The organism is Pseudonocardia sp. P1 (genome assembly GCF_000178675.2).
Lineage (GTDB): Bacteria > Actinomycetota > Actinomycetes > Mycobacteriales > Pseudonocardiaceae > Pseudonocardia.
Genome location: NZ_ADUJ02000002.1, coordinates 190,372 through 216,817 on the forward strand (window position 1 = coordinate 190,372; position 26,446 = coordinate 216,817).

25 protein-coding genes are annotated in these 26,446 nt (G+C 67.9%); 14 read left to right on the forward strand and 11 right to left on the reverse strand.

Annotated elements, in window-relative coordinates; genetic code table 11:
* The first annotated feature begins 22 nt into the window (after window positions 1–22).
* From PP1_RS30315 to PP1_RS30325, 3 genes are read left to right on the forward strand one after another with little or no spacing between them, the layout of a single operon-like run.
* Complete coding sequence (locus tag PP1_RS30315) at window positions 23–781, forward strand: SDR family NAD(P)-dependent oxidoreductase (RefSeq protein WP_010224533.1); 759 nt, start codon at window positions 23–25, stop codon at window positions 779–781.
* A gap of 31 nt (window positions 782–812) precedes the next feature.
* The gene (gene menB / locus PP1_RS30320; RefSeq protein ID WP_010224534.1) at window positions 813–1,667 is read left to right on the forward strand and encodes a 1,4-dihydroxy-2-naphthoyl-CoA synthase; all 855 of its coding nucleotides are present in this window, start codon (window positions 813–815) and stop codon (window positions 1,665–1,667) included.
* 16 nt (window positions 1,668–1,683) lie between these two features.
* Window positions 1,684–2,454, forward strand: coding sequence for an enoyl-CoA hydratase/isomerase family protein (locus tag PP1_RS30325; RefSeq protein ID WP_010224535.1), 771 nt, complete (start codon window positions 1,684–1,686; stop codon window positions 2,452–2,454).
* A 201-nt stretch (window positions 2,455–2,655) separates the two neighbouring features.
* Here PP1_RS30325 and PP1_RS30330 read toward each other — a convergent pair whose 3' ends face one another.
* Together PP1_RS30330 and PP1_RS30335 are read right to left on the reverse strand one after the other, a co-directional pair.
* Window positions 2,656–3,552 carry an SDR family oxidoreductase gene (locus PP1_RS30330; protein ID WP_029239180.1) on the reverse strand — a complete coding sequence of 299 codons (897 nt, stop codon included), beginning with the start codon at window positions 3,550–3,552 and terminating at the stop codon, window positions 2,656–2,658.
* Window positions 3,553–3,696: 144 nt separating this feature from the next.
* On the reverse strand, window positions 3,697–4,497 hold the full coding sequence (locus tag PP1_RS30335; RefSeq protein ID WP_010224538.1) for an enoyl-CoA hydratase-related protein: 801 nt from the start codon (window positions 4,495–4,497) through the stop codon (window positions 3,697–3,699).
* 173 nt (window positions 4,498–4,670) lie between these two features.
* Between PP1_RS30335 and PP1_RS30340 the strand changes: the two genes are divergently transcribed.
* The 5 genes from PP1_RS30340 to PP1_RS30360 all read left to right on the forward strand — a co-directional run bounded on the left by PP1_RS30340 (window position 4,671) and on the right by PP1_RS30360 (window position 9,327).
* A complete protein-coding gene (locus tag PP1_RS30340; RefSeq protein ID WP_010224539.1) occupies window positions 4,671–5,471 on the forward strand; it encodes an enoyl-CoA hydratase/isomerase family protein in 801 nt (266 codons plus the stop codon).
* 143 nt (window positions 5,472–5,614) lie between these two features.
* Window positions 5,615–6,424, forward strand: a complete 810-nt coding sequence (locus PP1_RS30345; protein WP_029239181.1) for an enoyl-CoA hydratase/isomerase family protein — start codon at window positions 5,615–5,617, stop codon at window positions 6,422–6,424.
* A complete protein-coding gene (locus PP1_RS30350) occupies window positions 6,424–7,248 on the forward strand; it encodes an enoyl-CoA hydratase/isomerase family protein (RefSeq protein WP_075315408.1) in 825 nt (274 codons plus the stop codon). Before PP1_RS30345 ends, PP1_RS30350 begins: the two co-directional genes overlap by 1 nt.
* Entirely contained in the window at window positions 7,245–8,273 is a 1,029-nt protein-coding gene (locus PP1_RS30355) for a phosphotransferase family protein (RefSeq protein ID WP_029239182.1), read from the forward strand. The genes PP1_RS30350 and PP1_RS30355 overlap by 4 nt, the downstream gene beginning before the upstream one ends.
* A gap of 136 nt (window positions 8,274–8,409) precedes the next feature.
* Window positions 8,410–9,327, forward strand: coding sequence for a DUF7064 domain-containing protein (locus PP1_RS30360; RefSeq protein ID WP_212592162.1), 918 nt, complete (start codon window positions 8,410–8,412; stop codon window positions 9,325–9,327).
* Between the two features lie 66 nt (window positions 9,328–9,393).
* Here the strand turns inward: PP1_RS30360 and PP1_RS30365 are convergent, their stop codons facing one another.
* Window positions 9,394–11,148: an AMP-binding protein gene (locus PP1_RS30365; protein ID WP_337819695.1), complete on the reverse strand. Its 1,755-nt coding sequence runs from the start codon at window positions 11,146–11,148 to the stop codon at window positions 9,394–9,396.
* Here PP1_RS30365 and PP1_RS30370 point away from each other — a divergent pair.
* A complete protein-coding gene (locus PP1_RS30370; protein ID WP_202796297.1) occupies window positions 11,116–12,276 on the forward strand; it encodes an NAD(P)H-dependent flavin oxidoreductase in 1,161 nt (386 codons plus the stop codon). The genes PP1_RS30365 and PP1_RS30370 overlap by 33 nt on opposite strands.
* The gene (locus PP1_RS30375) at window positions 12,276–13,430 is read left to right on the forward strand and encodes an acyl-CoA dehydrogenase family protein (protein WP_010224546.1); all 1,155 of its coding nucleotides are present in this window, start codon (window positions 12,276–12,278) and stop codon (window positions 13,428–13,430) included. The genes PP1_RS30370 and PP1_RS30375 overlap by 1 nt, the downstream gene beginning before the upstream one ends.
* Window positions 13,431–13,443: 13 nt before the next feature.
* Here the strand turns inward: PP1_RS30375 and PP1_RS30380 are convergent, their stop codons facing one another.
* The gene (locus tag PP1_RS30380; protein WP_139324247.1) at window positions 13,444–14,076 is read right to left on the reverse strand and encodes a TetR/AcrR family transcriptional regulator; all 633 of its coding nucleotides are present in this window, start codon (window positions 14,074–14,076) and stop codon (window positions 13,444–13,446) included.
* A 36-nt stretch (window positions 14,077–14,112) separates the two neighbouring features.
* On the reverse strand, window positions 14,113–14,502 hold the full coding sequence (locus tag PP1_RS30385) for a hypothetical protein (RefSeq protein WP_010224548.1): 390 nt from the start codon (window positions 14,500–14,502) through the stop codon (window positions 14,113–14,115).
* A gap of 255 nt (window positions 14,503–14,757) precedes the next feature.
* On the opposite strand from PP1_RS30385, the gene PP1_RS30390 reads away from it, so the two are divergent.
* Complete coding sequence (locus PP1_RS30390) at window positions 14,758–15,654, forward strand: ATP-binding cassette domain-containing protein (RefSeq protein WP_157178914.1); 897 nt, start codon at window positions 14,758–14,760, stop codon at window positions 15,652–15,654.
* A gap of 93 nt (window positions 15,655–15,747) precedes the next feature.
* Here PP1_RS30390 and PP1_RS30395 read toward each other — a convergent pair whose 3' ends face one another.
* Together PP1_RS30395 and PP1_RS30400 are read right to left on the reverse strand one after the other, a co-directional pair.
* Window positions 15,748–17,031, reverse strand: coding sequence for a bifunctional 3,4-dihydroxy-2-butanone-4-phosphate synthase/GTP cyclohydrolase II (locus tag PP1_RS30395; RefSeq protein ID WP_443217610.1), 1,284 nt, complete (start codon window positions 17,029–17,031; stop codon window positions 15,748–15,750).
* 44 nt (window positions 17,032–17,075) lie between these two features.
* On the reverse strand, window positions 17,076–17,915 hold the full coding sequence (locus tag PP1_RS30400; RefSeq protein ID WP_010224551.1) for an enoyl-CoA hydratase/isomerase family protein: 840 nt from the start codon (window positions 17,913–17,915) through the stop codon (window positions 17,076–17,078).
* Window positions 17,916–18,105: 190 nt separating this feature from the next.
* On the opposite strand from PP1_RS30400, the gene PP1_RS30405 reads away from it, so the two are divergent.
* From PP1_RS30405 to PP1_RS30415, 3 genes are all read left to right on the forward strand, one after another.
* Window positions 18,106–19,227 carry an acyl-CoA dehydrogenase family protein gene (locus PP1_RS30405; RefSeq protein ID WP_029239184.1) on the forward strand — a complete coding sequence of 374 codons (1,122 nt, stop codon included), beginning with the start codon at window positions 18,106–18,108 and terminating at the stop codon, window positions 19,225–19,227.
* A gap of 17 nt (window positions 19,228–19,244) precedes the next feature.
* Entirely contained in the window at window positions 19,245–20,147 is a 903-nt protein-coding gene (locus PP1_RS30410; protein WP_010224553.1) for an acyl-CoA dehydrogenase family protein, read from the forward strand.
* A gap of 220 nt (window positions 20,148–20,367) precedes the next feature.
* Window positions 20,368–21,213: a cyclase family protein gene (locus PP1_RS30415; protein ID WP_010224554.1), complete on the forward strand. Its 846-nt coding sequence runs from the start codon at window positions 20,368–20,370 to the stop codon at window positions 21,211–21,213.
* Between the two features lie 717 nt (window positions 21,214–21,930).
* Here PP1_RS30415 and PP1_RS30420 read toward each other — a convergent pair.
* The 4 genes from PP1_RS30420 to PP1_RS30435 form a co-directional block, all read right to left on the reverse strand.
* Entirely contained in the window at window positions 21,931–22,068 is a 138-nt protein-coding gene (locus tag PP1_RS30420; RefSeq protein WP_157178915.1) for a hypothetical protein, read from the reverse strand.
* 454 nt (window positions 22,069–22,522) lie between these two features.
* Window positions 22,523–23,914 carry an MFS transporter gene (locus PP1_RS30425; RefSeq protein ID WP_010224556.1) on the reverse strand — a complete coding sequence of 464 codons (1,392 nt, stop codon included), beginning with the start codon at window positions 23,912–23,914 and terminating at the stop codon, window positions 22,523–22,525.
* 190 nt (window positions 23,915–24,104) lie between these two features.
* Window positions 24,105–24,914 carry a mycofactocin-coupled SDR family oxidoreductase gene (locus PP1_RS30430; protein WP_010224557.1) on the reverse strand — a complete coding sequence of 270 codons (810 nt, stop codon included), beginning with the start codon at window positions 24,912–24,914 and terminating at the stop codon, window positions 24,105–24,107.
* Window positions 24,911–26,074 carry an LLM class flavin-dependent oxidoreductase gene (locus PP1_RS30435; RefSeq protein WP_010224558.1) on the reverse strand — a complete coding sequence of 388 codons (1,164 nt, stop codon included), beginning with the start codon at window positions 26,072–26,074 and terminating at the stop codon, window positions 24,911–24,913. The genes PP1_RS30430 and PP1_RS30435 overlap by 4 nt, the downstream gene beginning before the upstream one ends.
* Window positions 26,075–26,446 lie beyond the last annotated feature (372 nt).

The window sequence follows — 26,446 nt, forward strand, 5'->3', positions numbered from 1 at the left end:
ACTCATTCCGGAGGAACGCACCATGAGCAACCGCACCGCAATCGTCACCGGAGGAGCCCAGGGCATCGGCCGGGGTATCGCCACCACGCTCGGCTCTCACGGGTTCCGCGTCGCGGTCGCCGACCTCAATCTCGAGGCTGCGCAGGAGACCGTCTCGGCGATCACCGACGCGGGAGGGACGGCTGTGGCGGTCCAGGCGGATGTCACCGACACCGACTCGGTGGCCGCAGCCGTCAAGACGGTGACCGACGAGCTCGGTCCCGTCGAGATCGCCGTCAACAATGCCGGGTGGGACGACTTCATGAAGTTCGTCAACACCTCCGAAGACTTCTGGGACCGCATCCTGGACATCAACTTCAAGGGCATGCTGCGGGTGTGTCACGCGGTCGTGCCCGGCATGATCGAGCGCGGCTTCGGGCGTGTTATCAACATCGGATCCGATGCCGGACGCGTCGGGTCGTCGCTCGAGGCCGTCTACTCGGGAGCCAAGGGCGGTACGATCGCCTTCACCAAGACCCTTGCCCGAGAGGTCGCGACCAAGGGCGTCACGGCCAACACGGTGTGCCCGGGTCCGACCGACACCCCGGCGCTGCGGAAGTTTGCCGACAATTCCGGCCAGGATGCGAGCAAGGTGCTGGAGGGCATGACCCGCGCCGTGCCGATGAAGCGGCTCGCGCTTCCCGACGACATCGCCGCCGCCGTCGCGTTCTTCGCCTCCGACGCTGCTGGTTACGTCACCGGCCAGACCCTCTCGGTCAGCGGCGGCCTGACCATGGCGTGAATATCTCGACGGGTTTACGGAGCTGCAGGACGTGAGAGTCTCGGGCGCGCGCGAGCCGGTGGAGTGGACTGCCGCCGGCACCTACACCGACATCCGTTACGACCACAGTGGCGATGGGATCGCCCGGATCACCATCTGCCGGCCGGAGGTGCGCAACGCCTTCCGACCCCAGACCCTCGTCGAGTTATCCGACGCGCTGACCCGGTCGCGGGAGGACGGGTCCATCGGCGTGATCGTGCTGACCGGCGACGGGTCTGACGCCTTCTGCTCCGGTGGAGATCAGCGGGTTCGCGGCGACACCGGGTATCTGTCCGACCCTGGGGCCGACGACTCGGTGGGCCGCTTCCACGTGACCGATCTGCAGGTACAGATCCGGCGGCTTCCCAAACCCGTCGTCGCCATGGTGGCCGGTTACGCGATCGGCGGTGGACACGTGCTGCACCTGGTGTGTGATGTGACGATCGCCGCCGACAACGCGAGATTCGGGCAGGTCGGCCCCAAGGTGGGTTCGTTCGACGGTGGTTTCGGGGCAGGACTGCTCGCCCAGCAGGTCGGCCAGAAGCGGGCGAAGGAGTTCTGGCTGCTCTGCGAGCAGTACGACGCGACCGAGGCCCTGCAGATGGGACTGGTCAACACGGTCGTTCCGCTCGCGGAGTTGGAGACGGAGACCGTGGCCTGGTGCCGGCGGATGCTGAGGCTCTCACCGATGGCCCTTCGCTTGAGCAAAGCGAGCTTTCACGCCGCAGAGGACGGTCTGGCCGGGCTCCAGCAGCTCGCCCACGACACGAACCTGCTCTTCTACTCCAACGAGGAAGCCCAAGAGGGGCGCGAGGCGTACAAGGCCAAGCGTCCCCCGGACTTCGACCGCTTTCCGCGGCGCGCCTGAACGAGAGGAAGTACCTGTGACCGACGTGCTGACCTGGACCGACGCCGCCGACGGTGTGCTCGTCGCGACGATGGACCGGCGACCGGCGAACGCGCTCGGTCCGCCGATCCTGGAGGGGCTCAATGCGCTGCTGGAGGAGGCCGAACGCCGCGGCACGAAGATCCTGGTACTGACCTCGGCGATCCCGGGCTTCTTCGCTGCGGGCGCCGACATCAAGCACATGGGTTCGGTCGATGCCGCGTCGTTCCGGGCCTACGGAGACACACTGCGGGCCGCAACCGAGCGGTTGGCAGAGGCCGACCTGCTGAGCATCGCCGCGATCGAGGGAGTGGCACTCGGCGGTGGGCTCGAGCTCGCCATGGCCACGACTTTGCGGGTGGCCGGCATCGACGCGGCGTTCGGGCTCCCCGAGGTGAAGCTCGGGTTGATCCCCGGAGCGGCCGGCACGCAGCGGCTGCCCCGTCTCGTCGGCCGCGGCCGGGCGATCGACATCATGACGACGGGCAGGCAGGTACCCGCGACGGAGGCGCACGCGATCGGTCTGATCGATCGGCTCGTCGATGCCGGAGCAGCGCGTGAAGCGGCGATCGCACTGGCAGGCGAGCTGGCCGCCGTGTCGCAACCGGCGGCGGTGGCGGCCGTCCGAAGCATCGACGCAGCGTTCGATCTCCCCTTCGCCGACGGCAGGCAGTTCGAAGTCGACCGCATCCAGGACCTGTTCGAGACGGGGGAGGCACGGGAGGGGATCAGTGCGTTCCTCGCCAAGCGGGCACCGAAGTTCGGTTGATCGAGCAGGTCACGGTCCAGCACTCGGGACACCCGGTCTGCCCGGTGCGGCGTCCTGTGATGTCGGGGCGTCCGCAGGCGCGGTCGGTCGACCGCCTGATCTGGGTTTCTGCACTTCGTGGTGATGGCGAGGGCAGGAGTATCAGTGGCGGGCCGTGCTCAGTGCCGAGCGTCGAGGCGACGCTCGGCGCAGCGGCGGTTCTCAACCGCTCCTGTCCTTGGATGCCTGGGCCGCGGCCTTGCTGCGCTCGCGAGCAGCCGCCCAGTCGTCCGGCGTCATCGACGAGAGCCCGGCGAAGGTGCCGGGCCCGGCGAGCATCTGGCCGCCGTCCATGGCGATGGTCTGACCGGTGAGGTAGTCACAGGCATCGGACATCAGGAACATCGTCAGGTTGGCCAGCTCCTCGACCGTGCCCATGCGGCCCATCGGAATCTGATCGGCCTGGGTGGCCCCCACCGAGCTCTGCTCGGTCGGGTTGAGCATCGCCCAGGCGTACTCGGTCGGGATCGGCCCCGGAGCGACGGCGTTGAGCCGAATTCCGTGGCGTCCCCATTCGGCCGCCAGCGACATCGTCATCGCGTGCACCGCCGCCTTGGCCATCGCCGACGGTGTGACGAAGGCTGATCCTGTCCACACCCAGGTGGTGAGGGTGGAGAGCACGCTCCCGGGCAGGCCCTCGGCGATCCATCGCCGGCCCGCGGCATGTGTGGTGTGGAACGAACCGTTCATCACCGTGGAGCTCACGGCGTCGAACGCCCGATGGCTCAGGGATTCGGTCGGGGCGATGAAGTTCGCCGCTGCGTTGTTCACGACGCCGGTGAGCGGGCCGTGCTTGGCCCAGAGCTCGCTCATCGCGGCGTCGACCGCGTCGCCGTCGCGCACGTTCACCGTCTGTACGTGCACCGAGCCGGGCAGGATGGCCGATGCCTCGGCAGCTGCTTCCTCGAGTACTGCGAGGCGACGTCCCCAGAGATGAACCTGCGCTCCGTGCCTGACCAGGTGACCGGCGATCCCGCGACCCAGGCCGGTGCCGCCACCTGTGATCAGGATTCGCTTTTCGGCCAGCAGGTCGGGTGAGAAGGGCTGGTTGTCGATCAACGCGAGTCCTCCGTGGAGGTGTCGGGACGGCGGTCGTCCTCGGCGGGGTCGGGCCGGCCGCGCCCTTGACCGTCGGCGGCCGACCGCCCCGGGGAGCCGGGCGGTCGGCCGGGCGCCACTCGTGAGTAGCGCTGGGAGCGGACGTCAGTGGCTGCGGTACTGCGAGAACTCCGGCTGGCGCTTCTCGTTGAACGCCGTGATGCCCTCCTGAGCCTCGGCCGACTCTCCGAAGAGCTTCAGCGCCGAGTAGGCCATCTGGCCGATACCGGAGAAGTGCTCGGTGTCGGAGTTGAAGGACTGCTTGAGCACCTTGAGCGCGGTGGGAGAGAGCTTGAGGATCTCGTCGGCCCAGCTGCGGACCTCGGAGCGCAGATCGGCAGCGGGCACGACCTTGTTGACCAGCCCCCAGGCCTCGGCCTGTTCGGGGGAGTACTTGCGGCAGAGGAACCAGATCTCGCGGGCGCGCTTCTCGCCGATGGCGCGGGCCATCAGGCCGGTGCCGAAGCCGGCATCGAACGACCCGACCCGTGGGCCGTTCTGGCCGAACACCGCGGTGTCGGCGGAGATGGTCAGGTCGCAGAGCAGGTGCAGGACGTGACCGCCACCGATCGCGAACCCGTTGACCGCGGCGATGACGGGCTTCGGGACGTCGCGGATCACCCGATGGAGGGCGTCGACCTCGAACAGGCCAGTCTCGGAGGGACCGTAGTCACCGGTCTCCATCCGCTGCTTCTGGTCGCCTCCGGTGCAGAACGCCTTCTCGCCTGCACCGGTGAGGGCGACCACGCCGACCTCGTCGTCGGCCCAGGCCAGCTTGAACGCGTGCACGAGCTCGTCAACGGTCCGGGCGCGGAATGCGTTGTACCGGTCGGCGCGGTTGAGAGTGATCCAGGCAAGGCCGTTGTCGACCTCGTAGATGATGTCGGTGAACTCCTCGGGCTTCATGCGGCCCCTTCCTCGGCAGTGAGTGGTGGCTCGCCCGGTCGAGCGTGCCCCGGCGTCGGGACGCCGGTCCGTCGGTGACCGGGTGGCGCGAGTTTGGCCTGACCTTTATATCATCAGCCCGAAGTCGTGGGAACGTGCGCGGGTACAACCCGTGATCAAGCGAGGAGGTCGCCATGACCGAGCACCCTGCCGATGAGCCGTATGTGCGCTATGAGGTCGACGAGGTGGGTGTCGCTACCCTGACGCTCGATCGTCCGGCGACTCGGAACGCCCTGACCGATGCGATGCTCGACGAACTCCTGGAGCGGCTGGAGCAGGCGCGGGACGATGACGGTGTCCGTGTCGTCGTGCTGGCGTCGTCACACGACCGGGTCTTCTCGGCCGGGGGCGATCTCAAGGCATTCGCCTCCGACACCCCCGTGGTCACGAAGTATGCGGGCCTCGACCGCTTCCCCCGGCTGTACACGACAATCGGGGCGCTGGGTAAGCCGGTGATCTGCGCGGCCGGCGGTGACGTGTTCGCCGGCGCCTTCGGGCTCGCCCTGGCGTGCGATCTGATCGTCGCTCGCCGCGGTGTCCGCTTCGGCTGCCCCGAGATCAATGTCGGAGTCTTCCCGTTCATGATCTCGGCGCTGATCTACCGCTCGATCGACCGGATGAAGGCGAACGAGCTGATGATGCTGGGGGATCCGGTCGAGGCCGACGAGGCGTTGCGCATGGGCTTTGTCAACGTGGTCGCGGAGGCCGACGAGTTCGACGCCACGGTCACCGCCTGGGCTCGGAAGGTCGCGGCGAAGTCGCCGCTACTGATGCGGATGGGCAAGGACGCGATCGCCGCAACCCGGGACATGGCGCTTCCTGAGGCGCTCGATGCGCTGCGATCCCAGCTCGCCCTCGCCTTCACGACGGCCGACATCCAGGAAGGTGTGACCGCCTTCCGGGAGAAGCGCGAGCCCGTGTGGTCGCTTCGCTAGTGAGGAGTCGCCCGGTCGCGGCCGACTAGGTGCTCGACCGCGGACGTTCCGTCGCGGTCCGGCCATTGATATTGTCGGTCCAATAGTTCGGCGGCTTCCGGGTCGGCGAGCCGCCCGTTGAGCCCGACGTCGAGGGAGACGCCATGCCCGATCCCGGTGTGCTGACGACGATCCGCCTCGAGGAGCATGGGGCTGGGATCGTCATGCTCTCCCTCGATCGGCCGGATCGCTTGAACGCGATGACGGCGGTCATGTTCGACGAGCTGGAACAGACGGTCCGGGAGCTCGACCGGCGCGACGACCTACGTGTCCTGGTCCTCACCGGACATGGCCGAGCGTTCTGCGCGGGTTACGATCTCGCCGAGGCGGAGCTGCTCCCCTCACTGGGTGCGCTTGGAATGCTCGACCTGCAGGAACGGGCAGCTCGCGCCCTGGCGGCAGTGCGAGGTATCCGCGTGCCGGTGATCGCGGCAGTGAACGGTGCTGCGGCGGGCGGGGGCCTCTCGCTCGCTCTGGCCGCTGACATCCGTATCGGGTCGCCGACGGCTCGCTTCAAGGCCTCCTTCGTAACCATCGGACTGTCCGCCGGTGACCTAGGAGCGTCCTGGTTGCTCCCGCGGTTGATCGGCCCCTCCGCCGCGGCCGAGTTCGTCTACACCGGACGTACGATGCCAGCCGACGAAGCGGTGTCGAGGGGGATGCTGAACCAACTGGTCGACGAGATGGAGCTGCTGCCGGCGGCGCTGAGGATGGCGAGCCAGATCTGCCGCAACTCACCCGGTGGCGTGCAGTTGTCCAAGCGAGCGCTGCAGGCCAACATGGAGGTTGGCTCGTACTCAGCGGCCCTCGAACTGGAGAATCGCGGGCAAGCTCTGCTCACCCGGACATCGGATATGACTGAGGCGCTCGAGGCCTTCCGATCCGGTCGCGAGCCCGTCTTCGAGGGCGCGTGATGGGCACGGCGTCGCCCGGTGCACCGATCGAGCTGAACACCCTGCTCGTGAGGCTCAGGGACGACGGAGTCGCCGAACTGGTGGTGAACAGGCCGGACCGGGCCAACTCACAGACCGTGGAGATGTTCCACGAGCTCAACTCGGCTGCCCTCGCGCTGAGGGACTCCCGCGCCCGGGCTCTGATCATCAGAGGAGCTGGTGACCGCGCCTTCAGCGCCGGGTTCGACATCGACGAGGTCGACGACATCCGGGCGATGAGTGTGCGCGCATTCCTGCAGTTCCAGGAGTCGGCGACCGGCGGACTGGCCGCGATCCGCCACCTTCCGTTCCCGGTCATCGCCGCGATCCAAGGGCCTGCGGTGGGCGGCGGATTCTCGCTCGCTCTCGCCGCGGACATCCGACTCGTCGCCCCCTCGGCGAAGTTGTCGTGTGCCTTCGTGCGGGTGGGGCTCTCCTGCGGGGAACTGGGCACGAGCTATCAGCTGACCCGGCTCGTCGGCTACGGACGAGCCGCCGAGATCGGTTTCACCGGCCGCCTCGTCGGCGCGGACGAGGCGGTACGGATCGGTCTCGCAGACCGGATCGTGCCGGCGGAGAGACTGTTCGACGAGGCCGACACGCTCGGCGCAGCGATCGCGGCCAACCCGGCCGGCGGCGTCCGGCTGAGCAAGCGCGCGCTGCAATTCAACTCCGAGGTCCTCTCCTATGGTGCGGCATTGGAGTTGGAGAACCGAGGACAGGCGCTTCTGGGTACCCGTCGAGACGAACCAGAGGCGCACGCGAGCATGCACGCAGACTGGGCCGTCGGGTCTGTCGAGCGATGAACATCGCCGCGACGGGCTGGACCTCCGGCGCACTCGCGGACCTGGAGGCGTTCCTCACTGAAACAGGCGTCGTGCGGGGGCCTGTTCGGGCCAGTCCGCTCGGTGACGGACACTCGAATCTCACCTATCTGGTCTCAGGCGCCGATCGGTCGGTGGTCGTGCGTTGTCCGCCGCCCCCACCGCTGCCGCCCGGGGCGCACGACGTCCTGCGCGAAGCGCGACTGCTGCGCGGCCTGGCCGGAACCGAGGTGCCGGTACCTCGGGTACTCGCGAGTGCAGTGGCGGGTGAGGTGGTGGAGCAGCCGTTCTACGTGATGACTCACGTGGCAGGCCCTGTCGTGACCACCCGCACTCCCACCGCACTTGCGACGCCGACGGTTCGTCGAGCCGTCGGGCTGGCCCTGGTCGAGACTCTTGCCGCCCTCCACGCGATCGACACCACTGATGCCGGCTTGCAATGGGCTGGCCGCCCGGAGGGATTCAACAGGAGGCACCTGGCACGGATGCGCCGGCTGATAGCCGATGACGACGGTGCCGTGGCAACCGGGTTCGGCGAGATCGATGGCTGGCTGACCGCGAACGTGCCACTGGAGTCGGGGGCGAGCCTGCTCCACAACGACTTCCGGCTCGGCAACGTCATCCTTGCACCGGAGCCGCCGGGCAGGGTGGCCACGGTCCTCGACTGGGAGCTGGCGACGATCGGTGACCCGCTGCTGGACGTGGGCTACTTCCTGGCCTCGTGGCCGGTGCACGGAGAGGAACTCACTCCCACCGGGCGTCTTGGAACGGCGGTCCTGGAGCGCGGCTGGCCGGACCGGTCAGAACTCTCTGCACGCTACGCGGAGCTCACCGGACGTGACCTCGGCGGCCTGCGTTGGTACACGGTCATGGCTCTCTGGAAGCTCGCGGTGCTCTACGAGTACAGCCACCGGCGAACCGTCGCCGGGCAGGGAGATCCGTACTACTCGGACCCGTGCCAGGTCCGATCGTTCCTGAAGGCCGCGCGTGCCGCGATGTACGGCTGACGCTGCCCGAACAGCCGAGGAGGCCCACGTGAGCGACCGCTCACACGAGACGTTCCACGATCCGATCGTCACCCCGGAGGAGGAGCAGGCCCTGCCGGAGCGCTTCTTCGACCGCTTCGTGTTCAATCTGCACCCGGTGGACCGCACCGTCCCGTCGCTGATCGTCGGGCACGGTCTGCATCCTGTCCGCGACACCGTGGACGGATTCGCGATCGCGGTCACCGATACCGAGCAGCGGAATTTACGCTGGTCGGGTGAGCTCTCGGGGACCGATCGTGAATCCTGCGGTCCGTTCCGCTTCTCGCTGCTCGAGCCCAACCGGCGGTGGCGGGTGGAGCTCGGTGAGAATCCGTCGGGAGTGTCCTTCGACCTCATCTGGACAGCCCGCACCCCGGCGTGGTGGGGAGACATCGAGGTCGTCAACGACGGAGGTCAGTCGACGAACTTCAGCCATCTGTTCCAGTCCGGCCTGTGTTCGGGTTGGACGCGGATCGGCAGGGAACTGCACGAGGTAGACGAGTGGTACTCCCAGAGGGACCGATCCCGGGGTGTCCGGACGATGAGTGGTGGTCAGGGGCTGCACGTCTGGTTCCAGGCACAGTTCCCGGACCGTTCGGTCGGGTTCCTTCTGGTGGAGTCCCGTGCGGGCAACAGGCTGCTTCTGGAGGGAGCGGTCATGCACGTCGACCGAGAGATCGACCGCATCACCGACGTCCGGCACGCCCTGGAGTTCGACGACCTCGACCTCACGTCCGGCGTCGTGCTCGTCGAGACCGAGTCCGGCCGGCGCTACCGGATCGGTACCGATGCGTCGGCAGCGGCTGGCGGATTCATGTCCGGCGGGGGTTACGGCGGTCACCACGGCGAACGGCGGGGACGTGTACTCGTCGAGCACGACGTCTATCCCCTCGACGGTTCAGTCACCCAACGCACCCTCGACTCGTCGCTGACCGACCGGTCGGCGGCCTTCGACTGGGACGGCATCGCAGGGGCGGGAATCTTCGAGTTCGCCCTGACGCGCTCCTCCTCGTTCGAGTACCGCTCGACTCTCTGAGCCGATGGATCGAACGAGAACCGGGCGGGACCACCGTGGCCCCGCCCGGTTGTGGTTGTCGAGGCGTCAGCCGCCGTCCTTCGCCAGTTCGCGGAGCCGGAACTTCTGGATCTTGCCGCTCGCGGTCATCGGCAGCTCGGCGACGAGTACGAGTCGCTCGGGCAGCTTCTGCAGCGAGATGTCGCGACTCCTGAGGAAGCTCGTGATCGATTCGAGGGTCGGTACCTGCCCCTCGACCGGGACCACGACCGCGCATGCCTTCTCGCCCAGCCGCTCGTCGGGGTAGGCGACGACGGCGACCTGGGCGACGTCAGGATGCTCGAACACGTAGCCCTCGACCTCGCCGGCGCTGATGTTGGTACCACCGCGGATGATGATGTCCTTGAGCCGTCCGGTCACCCGCAGGAAGCCGTCCTCGTCGAACCGGCCCAGGTCTCCGGTGTGGTGCCAGCCCTCGGCGTCGATCGTTGCGGCGGTGCGCTCCGGCTCTCGCCAGTACCCGAGAACGCCTCCCGGACCCCGGTAGCAGATCTCACCCTCCTCACCGGTCGGAGCGCTCTCCCCGTCCGGCCCGATCAATCGGACGTTCACGCCCTCGAGAGCCGGTGATCCGTCCGAACCTGCCCGTCGCTCCAGGGAGTCGCCGTGGTGGCAGCACGTAACCGCCAGCAGCTCGGTGCATCCGTAGAGCGGCATGAGCAGCCCACCGTCGAAGGCTTCGTCGAACTCGATCGCGAGCGCCTTGGGAATGGGAGCGCCGGCACACAACCAGAACCGCATCGACGAGAGGTCGCGCTGGTCGGTCCGCTGTGCGTCGAGAGCCATGCGGACGAACGGGGTCGCGGTGGCGGTCGCGGTGCAGCGGTACTGCTCGATCCGACGCAGCCCTTCGTGCGGCTCCCAGATGTCGATCAGGTGAGCCTCGGCGCCGGCGACGAGCGGTACGAGCAGACCGACGAGGAGACCGGTCGCGTGTGCGACCGGGGACGGCATGAAGATGACGTCGTCCTGTCGGGTCCGGAAGACATCAGTGGCCAGGCCGATCGCGGAGAAGCTGATGGTGTTCCAGGTGTGCACGCACCCCTTCGCCGTCGACTCGGTCCCCGAGGTGTAGACGATCAGGTGCGCGGCGTCCGGGTCCGGGTTCGGGCCGAAGTCCTCGGCAGATGCGTCAGTCGCGGCAGCCTCGTCGAAGGCGATCTCGCCGTCGCGTGCTTCTCCACGTGCGATCACCAGGGTCTTGAGGCCGGTGTTCTCCAGCTGCAGTGCTCGGAACATCTCTGCATGGTCGAAGCCGCGAAACGTCCCGGTGGTGATCGCGACGACCGCGCCCGAGTTGCGCAGTACATGGCCGACCTCGCTGCTGCGATACACCGTCATGATCGGCACGGTGACGGCGCCGAGCCGAGCGAGCGCGAGGTATCCGACCGCGAACTCCGACCAGTTCGGTAGCTGCATCACCACTCGGTCGCCCCGACGAACACCGGCGCGCCGCAGCGTGGCGGCGAGACCGTCGGCTCGTCGGCGCAGGGTGGCATAGTCGAGTTCCGTCGTCCCGTCGGAGACGAATCGTCGGGTGGGCGTCTCGTCCGCCCATCGGTCCAGTAGGGCGACAGCGGAACCGTCGCGCCACCATCCACGCGCTCGGAACTCCGCCGCTGTGTCTGCGCCGTACCGACCGTCCACCGACAAGGTCGTGGGCTCGACCGTGACCATGGCTGCTCTCCCGCTCCGTCGCGAAATACTTCCGATCAGGCGTGCCGCGGGGCGGACACACCGAGCACGAGTGTGTGTGACTCGACTCATAGCGGACGGGAGCATATCGAGAACGATCGGCCAATGCAATGGTCAGTCCATTTGGCCAGAACCTCTCCGCCGACCACGTCGTCCGGCGGGTCGAAGTCAGTACTAGGACAGCTGTCCGGTCAGCTGTACGCTCCCGTCATGACAACGAAGTCCGCGAACGACGGTGCGGGTGGTGTGACGTCCGGATCCGGCCTGGCCCGGGCCGCTCTTCGTGCTCCTGTGATCGTCGCGCCCATGTTCCTGGTCTCGGGGCCGGAGCTCGTGGTCGAGTCCTGTCGCGCGGGTCTGGTGGGGTCGTTCCCGACACAGAACGCCAGGACCTTCGACGACCTCGTCGGCTGGTTCGATCGGATCCGTGAAGGCGTCAAGGATCTGGAGCATCCGTCCTGGGCGATCAGCATGATCGTGCATCGCAGCTATGAACGGTTCCAGGCGGAGCTGGAGCTGGTCCAGGACTACCGCCCTGACGTGGTCGTGACGGCGCTCGGGCCGCCGAGCCGTGTGCTCGACGAGGTACACGGATACGGCGGGGAGGTGTACGCCGACGTCATGTCGGTCGAGCACGCTCGCAAGGCCGCGGATGCCGGAGCCGACGGACTGGTTCTCGTCTGCCACGGTGCCGGCGGCCACACGGGCCGGTTGTCGCCGTTCGCCTTCGTCGACGAGGTGCGCCGGTTCTTCGACGGGACGGTCGTGGTCGGTGGAGCCGTGTCGACCGGGCGCGCCGTTCGCGCGGTGGAGGTGCTGGGTGCCGACTACGCCTACATGGGTACCCGGTTTATCGCGTGCCTCGAGTCGATGGTGAACGACCGGTATCGCAACATGCTCGTCCGGTCGGGGATCGGCGACGTCACCGCCACCGCGGCGGTGACCGGGGTCCTGTGCAGCTGGCTCAGCGAGAGCCTCTCCGATGCCGGTTACGACGCCGAGGACCTCGCCGCAGCCGCCCAGATCGACTTCTCCGACGTTCACGGCGAGCAGAAGCCCTGGAAGGACATCTTCGGTGCCGGTCAGGGCGTGGGCGAGATCGACGGCGCGGTCCCGGTGGCCGAGGTGGCCGACAGGATCGTCGAGGAGTACCTGAGCGCGGGCACGCGGTCCGTCGCTGCGTCGGAAGTGTCAAGAAGAGAGGTGCACGCCTGATGGTGTCGTTCGCGTTCGACGAGGAACACGAGCAGTTCCGCAAGACGCTGGAGGACTTCACCCGCAAGGAGCTCACGCCGAAGTACCGCGATCGCGCGGCCTCCTCTGAGTTCCCTTTCGAGGTGCTCCGGCAGCTCGGCGAGCTCGGGGTGCTCGGGATCGGTCTCCCGGAGGAGTTCGGTGGCACGGGTGCGGAAGACCCGGTTCTGCTGGGTCTGGCGACGGAGACGCTCGCCCGAGGCGATGTCAACCTCGCGTCCGCACCTGTCCAGATCGGACTAATCGCCTCGCAGCTGGTGCACGGAACCCGGGAGGTCCAGGAGCGCTACCTGCCCGCGATGATCGAGGGCCGGGAGACCGTGGCGATCGCTCTGACCGAGCCGGGGTCCGGGTCGGATGCCGGTGCACTGGCCACCACGGCGAAGCCGGTCGACGGTGGTTGGTCGCTGACGGGTGAGAAGACCGCCATCACCTGGGCGTGTAATGCCTCGGCGGCGCTCGTCTACGCCCGCGACCCCGGCAGCAGCCGGTCGCGCGGTGTCAGTTGTTACCTCGTCCCGCTCGATGCCCCCGGTATCACCGTCAGCCCGATGCCGGGCATGGGATGCCTCCCGCTGGGGTGGGGATCGATCCATCTGGACGACGTCTTCGTGCCGGCCGAGCATCTGATCGGCGAGCAGGGCCGGGGCTTCCACACCGTCATGGATCACTTCGACTTCAGCCGGGCTGCTCTCGGCCTGATGTGCCTCGGGGCGGCCCGGGCGAGCCTGGACGAGGCAGCTGTCTATGCGACCCAGCGTGAGTCGTTCGGTCGGCCGATCGGGGAGTACCAGGGAGTGTCGTTCCCGCTGGCCGAGCACGCCACGTACCTGGAGGCGGCCCGCTGGCTCTGTTACCGGGCGCTGTGGCTCAGGTCCGAAGGCAAGCCGCACACCTCGCTGGCTTCGATGAGCAAATGGTGGCCTCCGGTCGTGGCGAAGGACGCGATCGAGGCGTCGATCAAAATCCATGGCAACCTCGGCTACTCGGCCGAGTTCCCGCTGCAGCAGCGGTTCAGGGACGTCATGGCCTATCTCGTCGCAGACGGAACGTCGGAGATCCAGAAGCGGATCATCTCCCGGGAGATCCTCTCCCGAGGCTCGGCTGCCTTCTGAGCAAACGCGGATATCACCGACGGGCGGGTGCGTAGAGAGTGTTCCAGACCACCATGGAATAGGCATCCAGCAGGGACTCCGTGCGGGCGGCGGACTCGCTGCGCACCATGCGGTGCAGGCCTCGCTCGGCCATCCACTGGAGCCAGTATGCCGTGTCATGCGGGGGCAGCGCCGGATCGACGAAACCCTCGGCCTGCCCCCGTTCGATATGACCGGCCAAGCCCGCGATGTAGTTCTCCATCGCGGAGTTCACAGAGTGCCGTACGTCCTGGTCGTAGCCGATCGCCTCATGGGTGGCTGCCATCAGCTCCGGGTGTGGGCGGTACGCCGCGACGATGGCGGCGAGGGCAGACCGGAGGTCGGGCCGCTCGAGATCGGCCCCGAGGGTCCACCATCGTTCGGCGGCGCCCATGATCTCGAGGCTGACGTCGTCGTACCAGGCGCGCAGTAGATCCGCCTTGTCCTCGAAGTAGACGTAGAACGTCGTTCGGGACAGTCCGGCTTCGGTCACGATCTCGCCGACCTTGATGTCGGCGAATGTCTCGCCTGCGCGCAGGCGGCGCTCGACGACCTCCAGCAGTCGGGAGCGCGCCGCTTCCCGCCGGCGCGCACGTGTCACGCGTCCGTCGGTCGCCGCATGTGTCACGACCCCGATGCTACGAGTCCAGGGCTGTGGGGGACCTCAGACTTGCCGCGGAGTTCGATTGCGCCCGGCGAGATGCCCGGCCAGCCCGCCCATGACGATCGCGCACAGGGTGGTGAGGACGAACTGTTGTACGTCGAGGAAACCCGAGGCCATCGTCACGAGCGGGACGACGAGTAGATAGCCGATCACGGCCGTCACAGCTCCGTGCACCTTCGGGTCGGTGGCCGAGCCGATCCGGTAGCCGGCCAGTACGAAGGCCAGCAGCGAGACAAGGATGAGCCAGAGTGGGCCGATCACCGGAATCCGTGAGCCCAGTGGCGCTGCCAAGCCGCCGACGACGAGCACGCTGAACGCCAGTGACGCCCCACGTACCAGGTTGATGCCATCGACTCGATCGGCGATCCAGTCGAACCCGGGAACGGTCATGTGCCGACCTCCTCGACGTCGGGTCACGCCGCAGGGGCGTCGATGCCGGTGCCGGCGGACGTCGTGAAGCACGCTAGGCGTCGCCGGGCGAGGCGGCGAGAGCATCGCCCTGATGTGTATCTCAGCGGGGGAGCGATCCGCTCCCAGGGGATGATGCCGCTGCACGCGTAGTGGCGGTGGGATGGCGAGATGTCGGACCAGTCGGAGCCGAGTTCAATGCCTGCGTCGGTGTACCCGGGCACGACGGGTCCGGCCGTGAGTTTCTCGGATCTGACCACCGTCGTCGACGACATCCCGGTGTTGTTCCGCTTCGGTCTGGAGCTCCGCCCCGGTTCGATCACCGTTCTGATGGGGCAAGCCGGGGCGGGCAAGACCACCCTGGTCCGCCATCTTGCCGGGCTCCACAGCCCCGACAGCGGAGTGGTGGCGATCGGCGGCGTCGATCTTCATGCCGCCGACGCCGAGACCCTGCGTGAACTTCGGCGAGGTATGTCGCTCATGTTCGGCGGTTCGATGACCTACGACACGACGGTGTTCGGTTCGATGACAGTGCTCGAGAACGTGACCTGCGCGTTGGAGGGTCGCGGACTGAGCCTGTCCCAGGTCGACAGAGTGGCGCTGCGTCGTCTGCGGGAGATGGGTCTGCACGATCGCGCCGGATCACTGCCGGGGGATCTGTCTGCGCACGCCCGGAAGCGGCTGGCCCTGGCCCGCGCACTTGCGGTCGAGGCGCCCGTCCTGGTGCTCGACGAGATCGAGACAGGGATCGATGCCGTCCACGCCGGCGCCGTCGTCGCTGCTGTGCAGGACTATCACACGAGAACGAGGGCCACGGTCCTCGTCACCACACACGATCTGGCGCTCGCCCGGGAGCTCGCTGACGTCGTTGTCATCGTTCATCATGGCCGGATCGTGGCCAGCGGCCCGCCGTCGGAGCTGTTGAAGGGGATCCCGGACAACGAGACCTTCCGCCTCCGCTTCCTCACCGCCGACCTGGGCGGACCACCTGACCTGGTCACGGTTCGTGCCGAGGTCGATCGCCGCCGCCAGCGGCAGCGCACGATCGAGCTGGACCTCCGGCTGGTCGTACCCACACTTCTGGTGATCGGGATCGTGACCTCCTACTGCCTGTTCCTGCTTCTCACCGGCTGATCCGGGTGGCGGCGGACACGTCCGACCAGGCCGAAGCTGTGGTTGTCCCGGGCATCACCTAGGTCCCGAGGTCGATCACCGTCAGCCACGAGTTCACGATCCGGAGCTGCGCTGCTGCGGCTCGGTGCTGGGTGGCGAGCCGAGTACGTGCCCCATCCGGTCACGTTTGGTGCGCAGGTAGCGCAGGTTCTCCGGGGTCTCGACGGTCGGCAGCGCGACGCGTCCGACGATCTCCAGGGCGTAGCCGTCGAGCCCGCCGTATTTGGTGGGGTTGTTGGTGATCAGGCGCAGCCGGCGGACGCCGAGGTGGCCGAGGATCTGCGCGCCGACGCCGTAGCTGCGGGAGTCGACGGGGAGCCCCTGGGCGGTGTTGGCATCGACGGTGTCGAACCCCTGTTCCTGCAGCGCGTAGGCGCGGATCTTGTGGCCGAGCCCGATCCCACGGCCCTCGTGGCCTCGCAGGTAGACCACGGCGCCGCAGCCCTCCTCGGCGACCGCGCGCATGGCCTGCTCGAACTGGGCCCCGCAGTCGCAACGGAGCGAGCCGACGATGTCGCCGGTCAGGCATTCGCTGTGCACCCGGATGAGTACACCGCGCTCGGAGCGGCCGGCGGCGGCGACGTCGCCCATCACCAGGGCGAGGTGCTCGGTGCCGTCGAGCCGGGACCGGTAGGCGACGGCGCGGAAGTCGCCGAACGCGGTCGGCATCGCCGAGCTCGCGACGGGTTCGACGAGCTGCTCGGTCGCCCGTCGGTAGCGGACCAGGTCGGCGATGGCGAGGACGGGGAGGTCGTGCTCGGTGGCGAAGGCGGCGAGAGCACTTCCGCGCAGCATGTCGCCGTCGGCGGCGACCAGCTCGCTGATCACGCCGACGGTCTCGCGGCCGGCGAGCCGGAGCAGGTCCACGGTCGCCTCGGTGTGGCCGGCCCGGACGAGGACACCCCCGTCCCGTGCCCGGAGCGGGAAGACGTGCCCGGGGCGGCGGAGGTCACCGGTCGTCGTCGCCGGGTTGGCGAGCGCGCGGCAGGTGCGTGCCCGGGCGTCCGCCGACACCCCGGTGCCGGTGTCGACGTGGTCGACCGTGACCGTGAACGCGGTGCCGTGCGCATCCTGGTTGTCGCTGACCATGATCGGCAGGTCGAGGGTGTCGGCCCGCTCGTGCGACATCGGGGTGCACACGATCCCGGTCGTGTGGCGCACCAGGAACGCCATCTGCTCGGGCGTGACCGTCTCTGCGGCGACGATCAGGTCGCCCTCGTTCTCGCGGGCGTGGTCGTCGACGACCACGATCATGCGGCCCTCCGCGAGCGCGCCGACGGCGGTGCGCACGCTCTCGACCGCGGTCATCGCCTGCGGTCGTCCGGCGGTGGGGGACACGCGAACCTCCTCGTTCTCCGTGCGGTGCTGTCTGTGCACGCGTCTCAGTCGCGGAAGTGCGCGATGGCCTGTTTGAGCCCGATCTCCTTGACCATCTCCTGCATCTCCGCGACGTCCGGCGTGGTGTGGATCAGCGCGTCGGTGTCCGCCCCCATGCCCGCGACGGTGAGGAACCCGTTCATCTCCTGCACCCGGTTGATCGCCAGCTTCTTCATCCGCAGGATCGGCGCCGGCGTCTTCGCGATGGACAGTGCGAGGTCACGCGCATGCTGCTCGAGATCCGCGGCCGGGACGGCGGAGTTGGCGAAACCCCATTCGACGGCGGTCCGCCCGTCGATCCGGCGGCCCGCGACGAACGACATCTCCTTCGCGCGCTGCGGTCCGACCTGGAAGGACCAGAGCGGCGAGATGAAGCCGCCCCCCAGCGGGATGGCGGGTGAGGCGGCGATCTGGGTGTCCTCCGCGACGACCGTGATGTCACAGAAGAGCGCGAGCTGGGTGGCACCCGCCATGCAGTAGCCGTGCACCGCCGCGATCACCGGCTGCGGATGCCGCCAGATCCGGGTGAATCGGTCGATGTAGGTGGCCTGCCGGTCCCGGTCGGCCACCGAGCTGCGGGAGTGTGCGTCGCCGACCTCCTCGGACCCGCTGGACACGTCGTACCCGGCGGAGAACGCCTTCCCGGCGCCGCGGATCACCACCACCCGCGCATCCGAGTCCTCGAGCGTGGCGAGGTGCGCCGCCAGTTCGTCGAGCATCCGCATCGACAGGGCGTTGAGCCGCTGCGGTCGGTCGAGGGTCAGCCACGCGATCGGGCCCTCACGCTCGAGCGTCACCTCCGGGGTGGCCTGCGCTCGCTGGTTCTCCGTGTCTGTCGTCGACACTGGCTGCTCCTCATCGTCGAGACCTTGGCTCATCCAACAACCTACCGTCTGGTTGTATATCTTGTGAGCCTGCGCAGGTCTAGTCGATCCTGGAAGGATCCTGCCAGTAAGCACCCTGTGGTTGACGTCGGTTCGATGAGGTTCGTATGCTCCCAAATAGGCGTTTGATTGGTATGAGGGCGAGGTGGCGATGACGCTGTCCAGGCGGACGGATCTGGTGCAGTTCCGGCAGGATGCCGAGCGCTGGCTGCGCGAGGCGGTCCCGGAACGCTGGAAGGCCGAGCGTGGAGCGTTGTCCGAGGAGGAGACCACCGAGGTCCGGCGGCAGTGGGACCGGCAGCTCCACGAGGGTGGCTTCGCGGGGCTGTCGTTGCCGGCCGAGCACGGTGGTCAGGGCCTCGGGCTGGCCGAGGAGGTCGCGTTCCACGAGCTCGCCGCCCGGGCACATGCGCCGGAGGGATTTGGTCGGATCGGCAAGATCCTCACGGCGCCGACCCTGATCGTGCACGGCACCGAGGATCAGCGCGCCCGCTTCCTGCCGGGAATTCTGTCCGGGGAGCAGGTGTGGTGCCAAGGCTTCTCGGAACCGGGCGCCGGATCCGACCTCGCGAGCGTGTCCACGACCGCGCGTCGCGACGGCGCCGGCTACCGGGTGACCGGGCAGAAGGTGTGGACGAGCTTCGCGAACGTCTCCGACCGGTGTCTGCTGATCGCCCGGTCGGACCCGGACGGCGCGCGGTACCGGAACCTGTCGATGCTCCTGCTGGACATGCGTCAGCCCGGTGTCGTGGTCCGCCCGATCAAGCAGATCTCGGGGACCTCGCACTTCGCCGAGGTGTTCTTCGAGGACGTGTGGGTCGGCGAGGAAGACCGGCTCGGCGGCGAGGGGGAGGGCTGGAAGGTCGCCATGACCGTGCTGCAGAACGAGCGCGGCGCGGTCGAGGGCATCACCCGCTACGTGGAGATGCGCGGCGACATGGATCTGCTGCTCGCCCACGCCGCTGGTACCGCTTACGAGCGGGAGGCCGCCGAGATGGACGTGCGCCTGGAGCTGGTGCGCCGGCAGGTGGCCAAGGCCGTCGAGCTGGAGGGTGACCCGGTCGCGTTCGCACGAACGTCGGCGGTGCTGAAGGTGACGTGGAGCGAGCTGTGGCAGGAGATGACGCAGTTGGGGCTGCGGATCGCGCCCGCTGAGCACCGTGCCCACTGGCGTCACCAGTACCTCGAGACCCGCGCGTCGTCGATCTACTCCGGGTCGTCGGAGATCCAGCGCAACATCATGGCCGAGCGGGTGCTCGGCCTCCCGAAGTGAGGCGGTGCGACGTGCCCATGCAGATGCGTGCGGGTGAGATCGGGTCCCTGGCGGCCGAGGGTCTGCGGGACGTGCTGGGCGGGATCCTGGGGGGTTCGCCGATCACCGACTACGCCGAGGCGGAGCCGTTGGACTGGGAGGTCCTGCGCGACGGCGGCTGGGATGAGCTCGGAGTACCCGAAGAAGCCGGCGGGGCCGGGGCGTCGCTGCGGGACCTGACCGAGGTCGCGCTCGCATGGGGTGCGTACTGTGCGCCGTCGCCGTTGATCGAGACGATCCTCGCGAAGCGCTGGTCCGCTGCCGCACGCGACCAGGCGGGCCCGGTCACCGTGGCCGTTCCGGCAGTCGGCGGCGGCGCGGTTGCGCCGTTCGGCGCCGTGGCCCGCGTGCTGTCGGGACTGGGCGCCGGACCGGACGGCTTCCTCGACCCGCCGCAGGGGCTCGCGGACGCGTTCGCGCTCACCCTGCGCCCGGTCCCGTGCGCGATACCGACAGTTTTCGCCGACGAGGCCGCCCGCGAGCTGGCCGTACTCTGGGCGGCCGAAGGTGTCGGTGCGGCTCGCCGGTGCCTGCTCGACGCGGTCGAATACGCCAAGGGACGCAAGCAGTTCGGCGTCCCGATCGGGAGCTTCCAGGCGATCAAGCACCGGGCGGCGCACACCCTCGAGCTCACCGAGCGTGCCGAGACGGCCGTGCTCTGGGCCGCCGCTGACTCCTACACCGAAGGTGCCGAGTCGATCGGCACCCGGCGCCTGCTGTTGCACGCGCTGAGCACCTCGCAGGAGGTCGTGGAGAGTTGCATCCAGATCCATGGCGGCATGGGGTTCACCTGGGAGATGGGCGTGCACGTGTACCTGCGCCACGTGATCACCTTGCGGGAGTTCGTCGATGAACTCCTGCCCGGTGCGACGGCCGGGTGACATCAATCGGTCCGTTCGCCGGATGACGTCGGTGCCCGGGACCGGCCAGGAGACCTGATCCTTCCCGGGGCGGAGCCGTGTCGTTCGAGATCGAACGTTCAGCAGTCGTGCGCTGAGCCACGCTGGTCCGATCGCTCCGCCGTCGGGGCGTGCGGTCGTCGCCTCGTTCGTCACATCTGCGATACCTCTACCCATGCTGCAGGAACGAAAGGAATCCGGCATGACCATCGCCAACTCCGGGAACTGGGGGGGACTGGCATGGGAGGGCTCGTTGGAGTGGCCTTCGAGCCCTACCAACCGCGTCTATGATCTGGCCGTCCGCCTCGAGCGGGGCATGACCCAGCACGCGGCCCACCGCACCTACGACTACTCGCTCGTGCACAAGCACGGTGACCACGAGTATCCCGGCGGCATCACTGCGGCGATGGAAGTGATGAACATGCCGGGCCACTGCGGTACCCATGTCGACGCTCTCGGTCATGTCGCCGTGGACGGGTGCGTCTTCGGCGAGCGGGACGCCGCCGCTGCCCAGTCGGAGTCGGACGGGGTGCCGTTCGGCTCGGTCGAGGAACTCCCTCCGTTGGTCGGGCCCGGGCACGTGGTCGACGGGCCGGCCATCTACGGGCGCGAGATGTCGCATGAGGACGGCTTCCACGCCGAGACGCTCGAAGCGTGGTTCGCGGACCGTCCGGTCCCCGGGCGTGGCTCGATCGTGCTCCTGCGCACCGGCCGGATGCTTCATTGGAACGATCCGCAGCGGTATCTGGGCACGGGATACGGCGTACCTGGCCTCTCGTTGTCCGGCGCGCGTTGGTTGACCGAGCTGGGGGTCCTCGCCGTCGGTGCCGACACCGCGAGTTTCGAGCACAAACCGATCTGGACCGTCCCATCGATGAGCGTGCATGCTCACCTGCTGGTCGAGTCTGGCGTGCCGATCATGGAGTCTGTGTATCTGGAGACCCTTGCCGCGGACGGGATCCACGACGGGTTTCATTTCGTCGCGGCGCCGTTGAGGATCAAGGGTGGTACTGGCTCGCCGATCCGCCCGCTGGCCTTCGTCGTCTGACGTCGCCGTCGGAACGGTTTCGACAATCGTTCCTGGTCGGGGCACCGGCCAGGGACGATCCGCCCGGCGCGATCGCTCCTGGATCGAAGCACCGTCCGAGGGTGGACCCCACAGGTGGAGTCGCGGTGGCGTTGGCGACGGACCTGCTTTCGAGGAGCCGGCGAGACGATCTCGCTGACCGCCGTCGACCCCAGCCCACCACTGCCGATTCGAACGCGCCAGGACGCCCCCGAGCCGGCGAGGTGGCGCGTCGGGACCGGGAGCCTGCCGCTGCCCGTCACCTTCTTGATCAAGCCCGCTAGGGCCTTGCAGACCACCGGTCATGGCACGACTTGTTGCCCTGTCGTCGACGATCTGTGGTGAGTTGTCGCCGCTCACATATCGCCGGGTCGGCACCGACGACGAGATTCTCGCCGAGTTGTCGGCGATGGCTGGATACGACGACGGCCTGGCCGGCCCGGTGGTGCAACTGGCTCTGAGATGCGTTTCTGCCCGTCCCCCCACTCTGTAGGGCGTGCTCGGGCCTCGTCTGAACAGCGTCGGCATCCAGGAACTGCTCGTGGCCGCACCCACTCCGGCCGCGCCGCGTGAGCTCGGCGCCAGTGGCATCGTTGCGGTCATGCGGCCGCGCTCGCCGGCCCCCTGCCGCCTAGATCTTGGCCGCTCACGACGCCCGGACATTCGTCGACGTGGGCACGGCCGCCTTCGCCCACGTGATCAGTGGAGTCGGCGTAGCTGCATGGCGTCCACACCGAACGAGACGATCTGGCCGCCGAGCTCGAGGCCGAGGTGGAGGCCCACCTGCTTGGACCGCTCGGAGACCTCGATACCCGGACTCGGGGTGAGGACCGTCATCACGATCCTCACCCTCGTCGGGGACGGATCCGGGTCCCCACCGCCGGGCGCTGACCGCATGCTCGACCAGTCGTGACGCCTCCGGCTCCTACATCGGGAGCACGATTGCGGCCCTGACCCCTGGGCGCGGAGGGGGCTCGCTCCAGGATTCGGCTGGCAACTTTGGCCGAGTCGGCGATGCCGAGCCCGGGAACCTCTCCGGCATCCAGCGGTGGTGATGGCTGCTTCGCCAGGTGCAGCGACGGCGAGAGCTGGTCGACCGTTCCTCGGCTGCTGCATGGAGGGGTCGATCAGCTCTCGCCGAACTTGCGTACTTGCCGGGCCCTGCCAACGGTGTCGACGCAGGCGACCATGCCGTGAGCCACGGGCGGACACGACGGGCTTCTGGGATTGACGGTGACCGCCGGTCGTTGCCGAGCGAGCACCGTCCCCGGCATCGTCTCTGGGGAGGTCGTCAGGTGCCGAGCGGTGCCCGCGAGTCTCTCGCAGTCGAAGCTGCGTCGGGGGAGTTCTCGGCGGCAGCGTGGTCTGCGCTTCCGAACGCGACGCGGTAGGCGATCACACACAGCCCCACCACGGCCACGGGGACGATCGAGATGAGCAACATCGTCCGAGGAGCGACCCCGCTTGCGATCATCGCCCCGCCCAGCGCCGGCGCGAACAGACCCCCGATCCGGCTCACCCCCACGGCCCAACCGACTCCGGTCGCTCGAATGGCGGTGGGATAAGCCATCGCCGGGAGGACTTGGACGACAAGAGTGGCCCCCAGCCCACCGAAACCCACTCCTACGCACAGGGCGATGATGCCGCCGGCACTCGCGTCCAGATTGAACGCCAGCAGCAGCAGGGAGGTGACACCGATCGCGGGCCCGATGGCGGTCGAGCCGAGTCCGAACCTCGTGCGATCCATCAGGACACCGAAGAGGACGCCGCCTACGGACCCGCCGAGGGTAGCCATCGACGTGGCGATCAGGGCCGTGCTCGACGCGACTCCAGCCGAGGTCAGCAATGTCGTGACCCAGTTGAACAAGAAGTAGGCGTTGAAAAGGCCCCAGAACATCATGAACCAGATCAACAAGGTGCGTGGCCCGCGTCCATCCTGGAACAGCGCACGCAAGCGCGCCCCCTGGATCTCCTTGGGCCCCACATAGACGGCGTCGTCTGGAAACTCCGTCGTCGGGTCGATTCGCTTCAACAGCGGGCGAACTCGGGCGGTGTCCTTCTGCGCAGCCAGGAACTGCACCGACTCGGGAAGGAGGGGCCATGTGGCGATCAGCAGCACGAGTGGGATCGCCCCCGCGGCCAGCAATAGTGCAGAGCCACCGTAGGCGGGGATGAGGGACGCCGCGATGAGACCTGCGATCATCCCCCCACTGCTGGTCGCGACGAGCAACAAACTCACGGCCCGGCCCTTGGCGCGGGTTGGGGTGTACTCGGCGCCGAGCGCGAGCCCATTCGGAACAGCGATCCCGATACCGACTCCGGCGACGAACCGGCAGACGGTCAGGATTTCGATGCTGGATGCGAAGTAGGCCGGAACAGCGGTGAGGCTGAACAGTAGAACGCCCAGACGGACGAGTCGCCGTCGACCGAAACGGTCAGCCAGGGGTGCGATGAACATGGCCGCAAGGATTTCCCCGAGCAGGGCGGCGATCACGACGACAGAAAACGTTGCGGCGCTCACGCCGTACTGCTCGGAGAGCGAGGGGATCGCGTAGCCGATAGATAAGCCGTTGAATCCGTCGCAGAAGAGCAGGAGCCAGCAGACGACAATGGTCCTCTTCTGAAAGCGTGAGAACCGAGCTGTGTCGACGACCTTCGTGATGTCGATCGGTGGGGATGACATGGAAACCACCTTCGGAGAGGGGGCACGGTGTGTGGTCGGTGACGGCGGGATGTCGCAGACCGAGGCGAGCGAGGTGGCAGTTGAGCAGCCGGGACCACCCCCCGACGTGGGCGCAGGGAGGCATGTCCGTGAATGGCCCGGCCTCGGCGCTGCCGGTCTGCGGTGCGAGCCGACTGGTCTCGCCGCGTCGTCAGCGGATGACGAGTCCGGCGTCGACGGTCAGTTCGGTGCCGGTGACGTAGCGCGCTTCGTCCGAGGCGAGGTAGATCACCGCGTTGCTGATGTCGAGAGGCTCGACGGTCTCGACCGGCAGCGTGTTGACGAACAGCGGCGCCAGGTCGGAGTCTTGACCGAGCAGGCCTTCCAGCCCGCCCATCCCCTGCAGCATCGCCGTGTCGACCCCGGTCGGGTGCACGGTGTTCACGCGGATCCGATGCTTGGCCAACTCGTTCGCCAGTGAACGGGCGATGCCGACGACGCCGTGCTTGGAGGCGGTATAGGGGCCGAGGAACGGCAGTCCCTTGATCCCGGCGGTAGAACTGGTGGCGATCATCGAGCCGCCACCGCGGCTGATCAGATGCGGCGTCGCTGCAGCCAGCGTGTTCCAGACCCCCACCAGGTTGGTGTCGAGGGTCTCTCGCCAGATTTCGGGTGTGACCTCGTTCCAGGGTTGCAGGGTGCAGATTCCGGCGTTCGCCACGACGACGTCGAGCCCACCGAGCTCACGCACAGCGGCGGTGAGTACCTCGCTCAGGCGCGCCGGGTCGCGGACGTCCGCCGCGGCGGTGAACACCTGACGGCCGAGGCTCTCGACCTCGTGCGCGGTCTGAGCGAGTTCGTCGGCGGTACCCATCGCATATGCAGGGGTGACCTGGTCGGTGCAGATGTCGACGGCGACGACGTCCGCTCCCTCGCGTGCCAGCTCGACCGCATGTGAACGGCCCTGGCCACGTGCGGCGCCGGTGACGAAGGCGACCTTGCCGGCGAGGCGCCCGCTCACGATCGTCCCGCCACTTCGGCGTCGTAGGCGGACCTGGCCGCGGCTTGAGCCTTCGCGGTGGTCTCGGCCCCGTGGAATCCGCTGCCGATGACGTCGTTGTAGCTCTCGGTCAGTGGTGCCAGTTGACCGTTGAAGTGCGGGATGACCTGCTCGGCGAACAGCTCGATGCTGCGCTTGGTGGCGGTCCAGTTGGCCCAGTCGTGTCCCATCAGCAGATAGGTGCCGAACCCTCCGGACTTCTCGATGAGGCGCTCGATCTGTGCGATCGCCATGTCCGGGGTCCCGACCACTGCACGCCCGGTCTCGTTGACGAGCTTGATGAACCCGGGGAGGTCGTCGTAGTCCGAGTCGTCGGCCGGATTGATGTGCGCTCGATACGACTCCAACCACGTCATACCGTGTTCCACGTCGATGCACGCCTGGTCGAAGGTGTCGGCAAGGTGCATCGGGCCCATGAGCCGCCAGTCCTGACGATCAGGGGTGACCGAGGCGTGGGCGGCTTCGGCACTGAGGACGTCCCAGTGGCCGGACAGCATCTCGACACCGGCCGGGTCGGTGGCTGCGACCGAGATCAGGCCGGCCCCATGCCTTCCCGCGGTCTTGGGGCCGTTCGGCGACATCACACTGACGACGGCGACGTCGAAGTCCGACAGCGGCAGCATCTGCAGCTTGGCCTCGACGAGCGAGAACCAGTCGGTGGTCATGGTGACGGTCTCACCGCGGAACAGTCGAAGGATCACATCGAGGGCGACCTCCATCCGGGGCCGCTGGGTCTGCGGATCGATGCCCATCATGGTCGCGTCCTTGACCAACTGCCCTGGTCCCACGCCGAACATCACGCGGCCCTTGCTCATGTGGTCCAGCTGCACGATGCGGTCTGCCAGCATGAGCGGTTGGTGATACGGCAGGGTACTGACCCCGGTGCCCAATTTGATCGTGCGCGTGCGCTGGGTCGCAGCCGCGATGAACACCTCCGGCGAGGCAATGGTCTCGACCCCACCCGAGTGGTGCTCGCCGATCCATGCCTCGTCGTAACCGAGGGAGTCCATCAGCTCGACCAGCTCAAGATCATGCTCGAGTGCGACGGTCGGGTTCAGCGGAAGCTTGTGATAGGGGCCCATAAAGATGCCGAATCGCATGCGGTCCCGAGTGAACTTCATTGTCTCCCTCGTTCGCCTCTCTGGCTGTAGCCGGAACGATCCGGGCAGCGACAGGTGCACGCCCCGCTCCCGGAGCGTTGAGGTGATCGTCACACGCTTGGCTCAAATCTGTCAAACGGTTGGTTGGTTCGTGGTGTGTCGATCTGAAGCTCGCACGAGCTTCCGGGATTGCGCTGCGCGTGGCAGGACCTGCTGCCAATCGGCTGGTTGGCTGAGGATGTGAGAGGTGTATCACCCCGCTGGCTGGCGATCGACCGTCTCCCGGGTCCGCTGGGCGGGGCACTTCGTGTGACGAGACGGCCGGAAGGCCCGAGGGCAGTGCGCTGTGGCGCCATGTGTGCGGACGCTGTTCGTCCCGCGGCTCACTTCAAC

Bases quoted from the DNA above. Each gene is read 5' to 3' on its own strand.
- PP1_RS30350 (WP_075315408.1), top strand. From the start codon at position 6,424: ATGGGCACGGCGTCGCCCGGTGCACCGATCGAGCTGAACACCCTGCTC.
- PP1_RS30385 (WP_010224548.1), bottom strand. From the start codon at position 14,502: ATGACCGTTCCCGGGTTCGACTGGATCGCCGATCGAGTCGATGGCATC.
- PP1_RS30435 (WP_010224558.1), bottom strand. From the start codon at position 26,074: ATGAAGTTCACTCGGGACCGCATGCGATTCGGCATCTTTATGGGCCCC.
- PP1_RS30355 (WP_029239182.1), top strand. From the start codon at position 7,245: ATGAACATCGCCGCGACGGGCTGGACCTCCGGCGCACTCGCGGACCTG.
- PP1_RS30420 (WP_157178915.1), bottom strand. From the start codon at position 22,068: ATGACGGTCCTCACCCCGAGTCCGGGTATCGAGGTCTCCGAGCGGTCC.
- PP1_RS30365 (WP_337819695.1), bottom strand. From the start codon at position 11,148: ATGCTCCCGTCCGCTATGAGTCGAGTCACACACACTCGTGCTCGGTGT.
- PP1_RS30335 (WP_010224538.1), bottom strand. From the start codon at position 4,497: ATGAAGCCCGAGGAGTTCACCGACATCATCTACGAGGTCGACAACGGC.
- PP1_RS30415 (WP_010224554.1), top strand. From the start codon at position 20,368: ATGACCATCGCCAACTCCGGGAACTGGGGGGGACTGGCATGGGAGGGC.
- PP1_RS30340 (WP_010224539.1), top strand. From the start codon at position 4,671: ATGACCGAGCACCCTGCCGATGAGCCGTATGTGCGCTATGAGGTCGAC.
- PP1_RS30405 (WP_029239184.1), top strand. From the start codon at position 18,106: ATGACGCTGTCCAGGCGGACGGATCTGGTGCAGTTCCGGCAGGATGCC.
- PP1_RS30345 (WP_029239181.1), top strand. From the start codon at position 5,615: ATGCCCGATCCCGGTGTGCTGACGACGATCCGCCTCGAGGAGCATGGG.
- PP1_RS30410 (WP_010224553.1), top strand. From the start codon at position 19,245: ATGCAGATGCGTGCGGGTGAGATCGGGTCCCTGGCGGCCGAGGGTCTG.
- PP1_RS30425 (WP_010224556.1), bottom strand. From the start codon at position 23,914: ATGTCATCCCCACCGATCGACATCACGAAGGTCGTCGACACAGCTCGG.
- PP1_RS30375 (WP_010224546.1), top strand. From the start codon at position 12,276: ATGGTGTCGTTCGCGTTCGACGAGGAACACGAGCAGTTCCGCAAGACG.
- PP1_RS30315 (WP_010224533.1), top strand. From the start codon at position 23: ATGAGCAACCGCACCGCAATCGTCACCGGAGGAGCCCAGGGCATCGGC.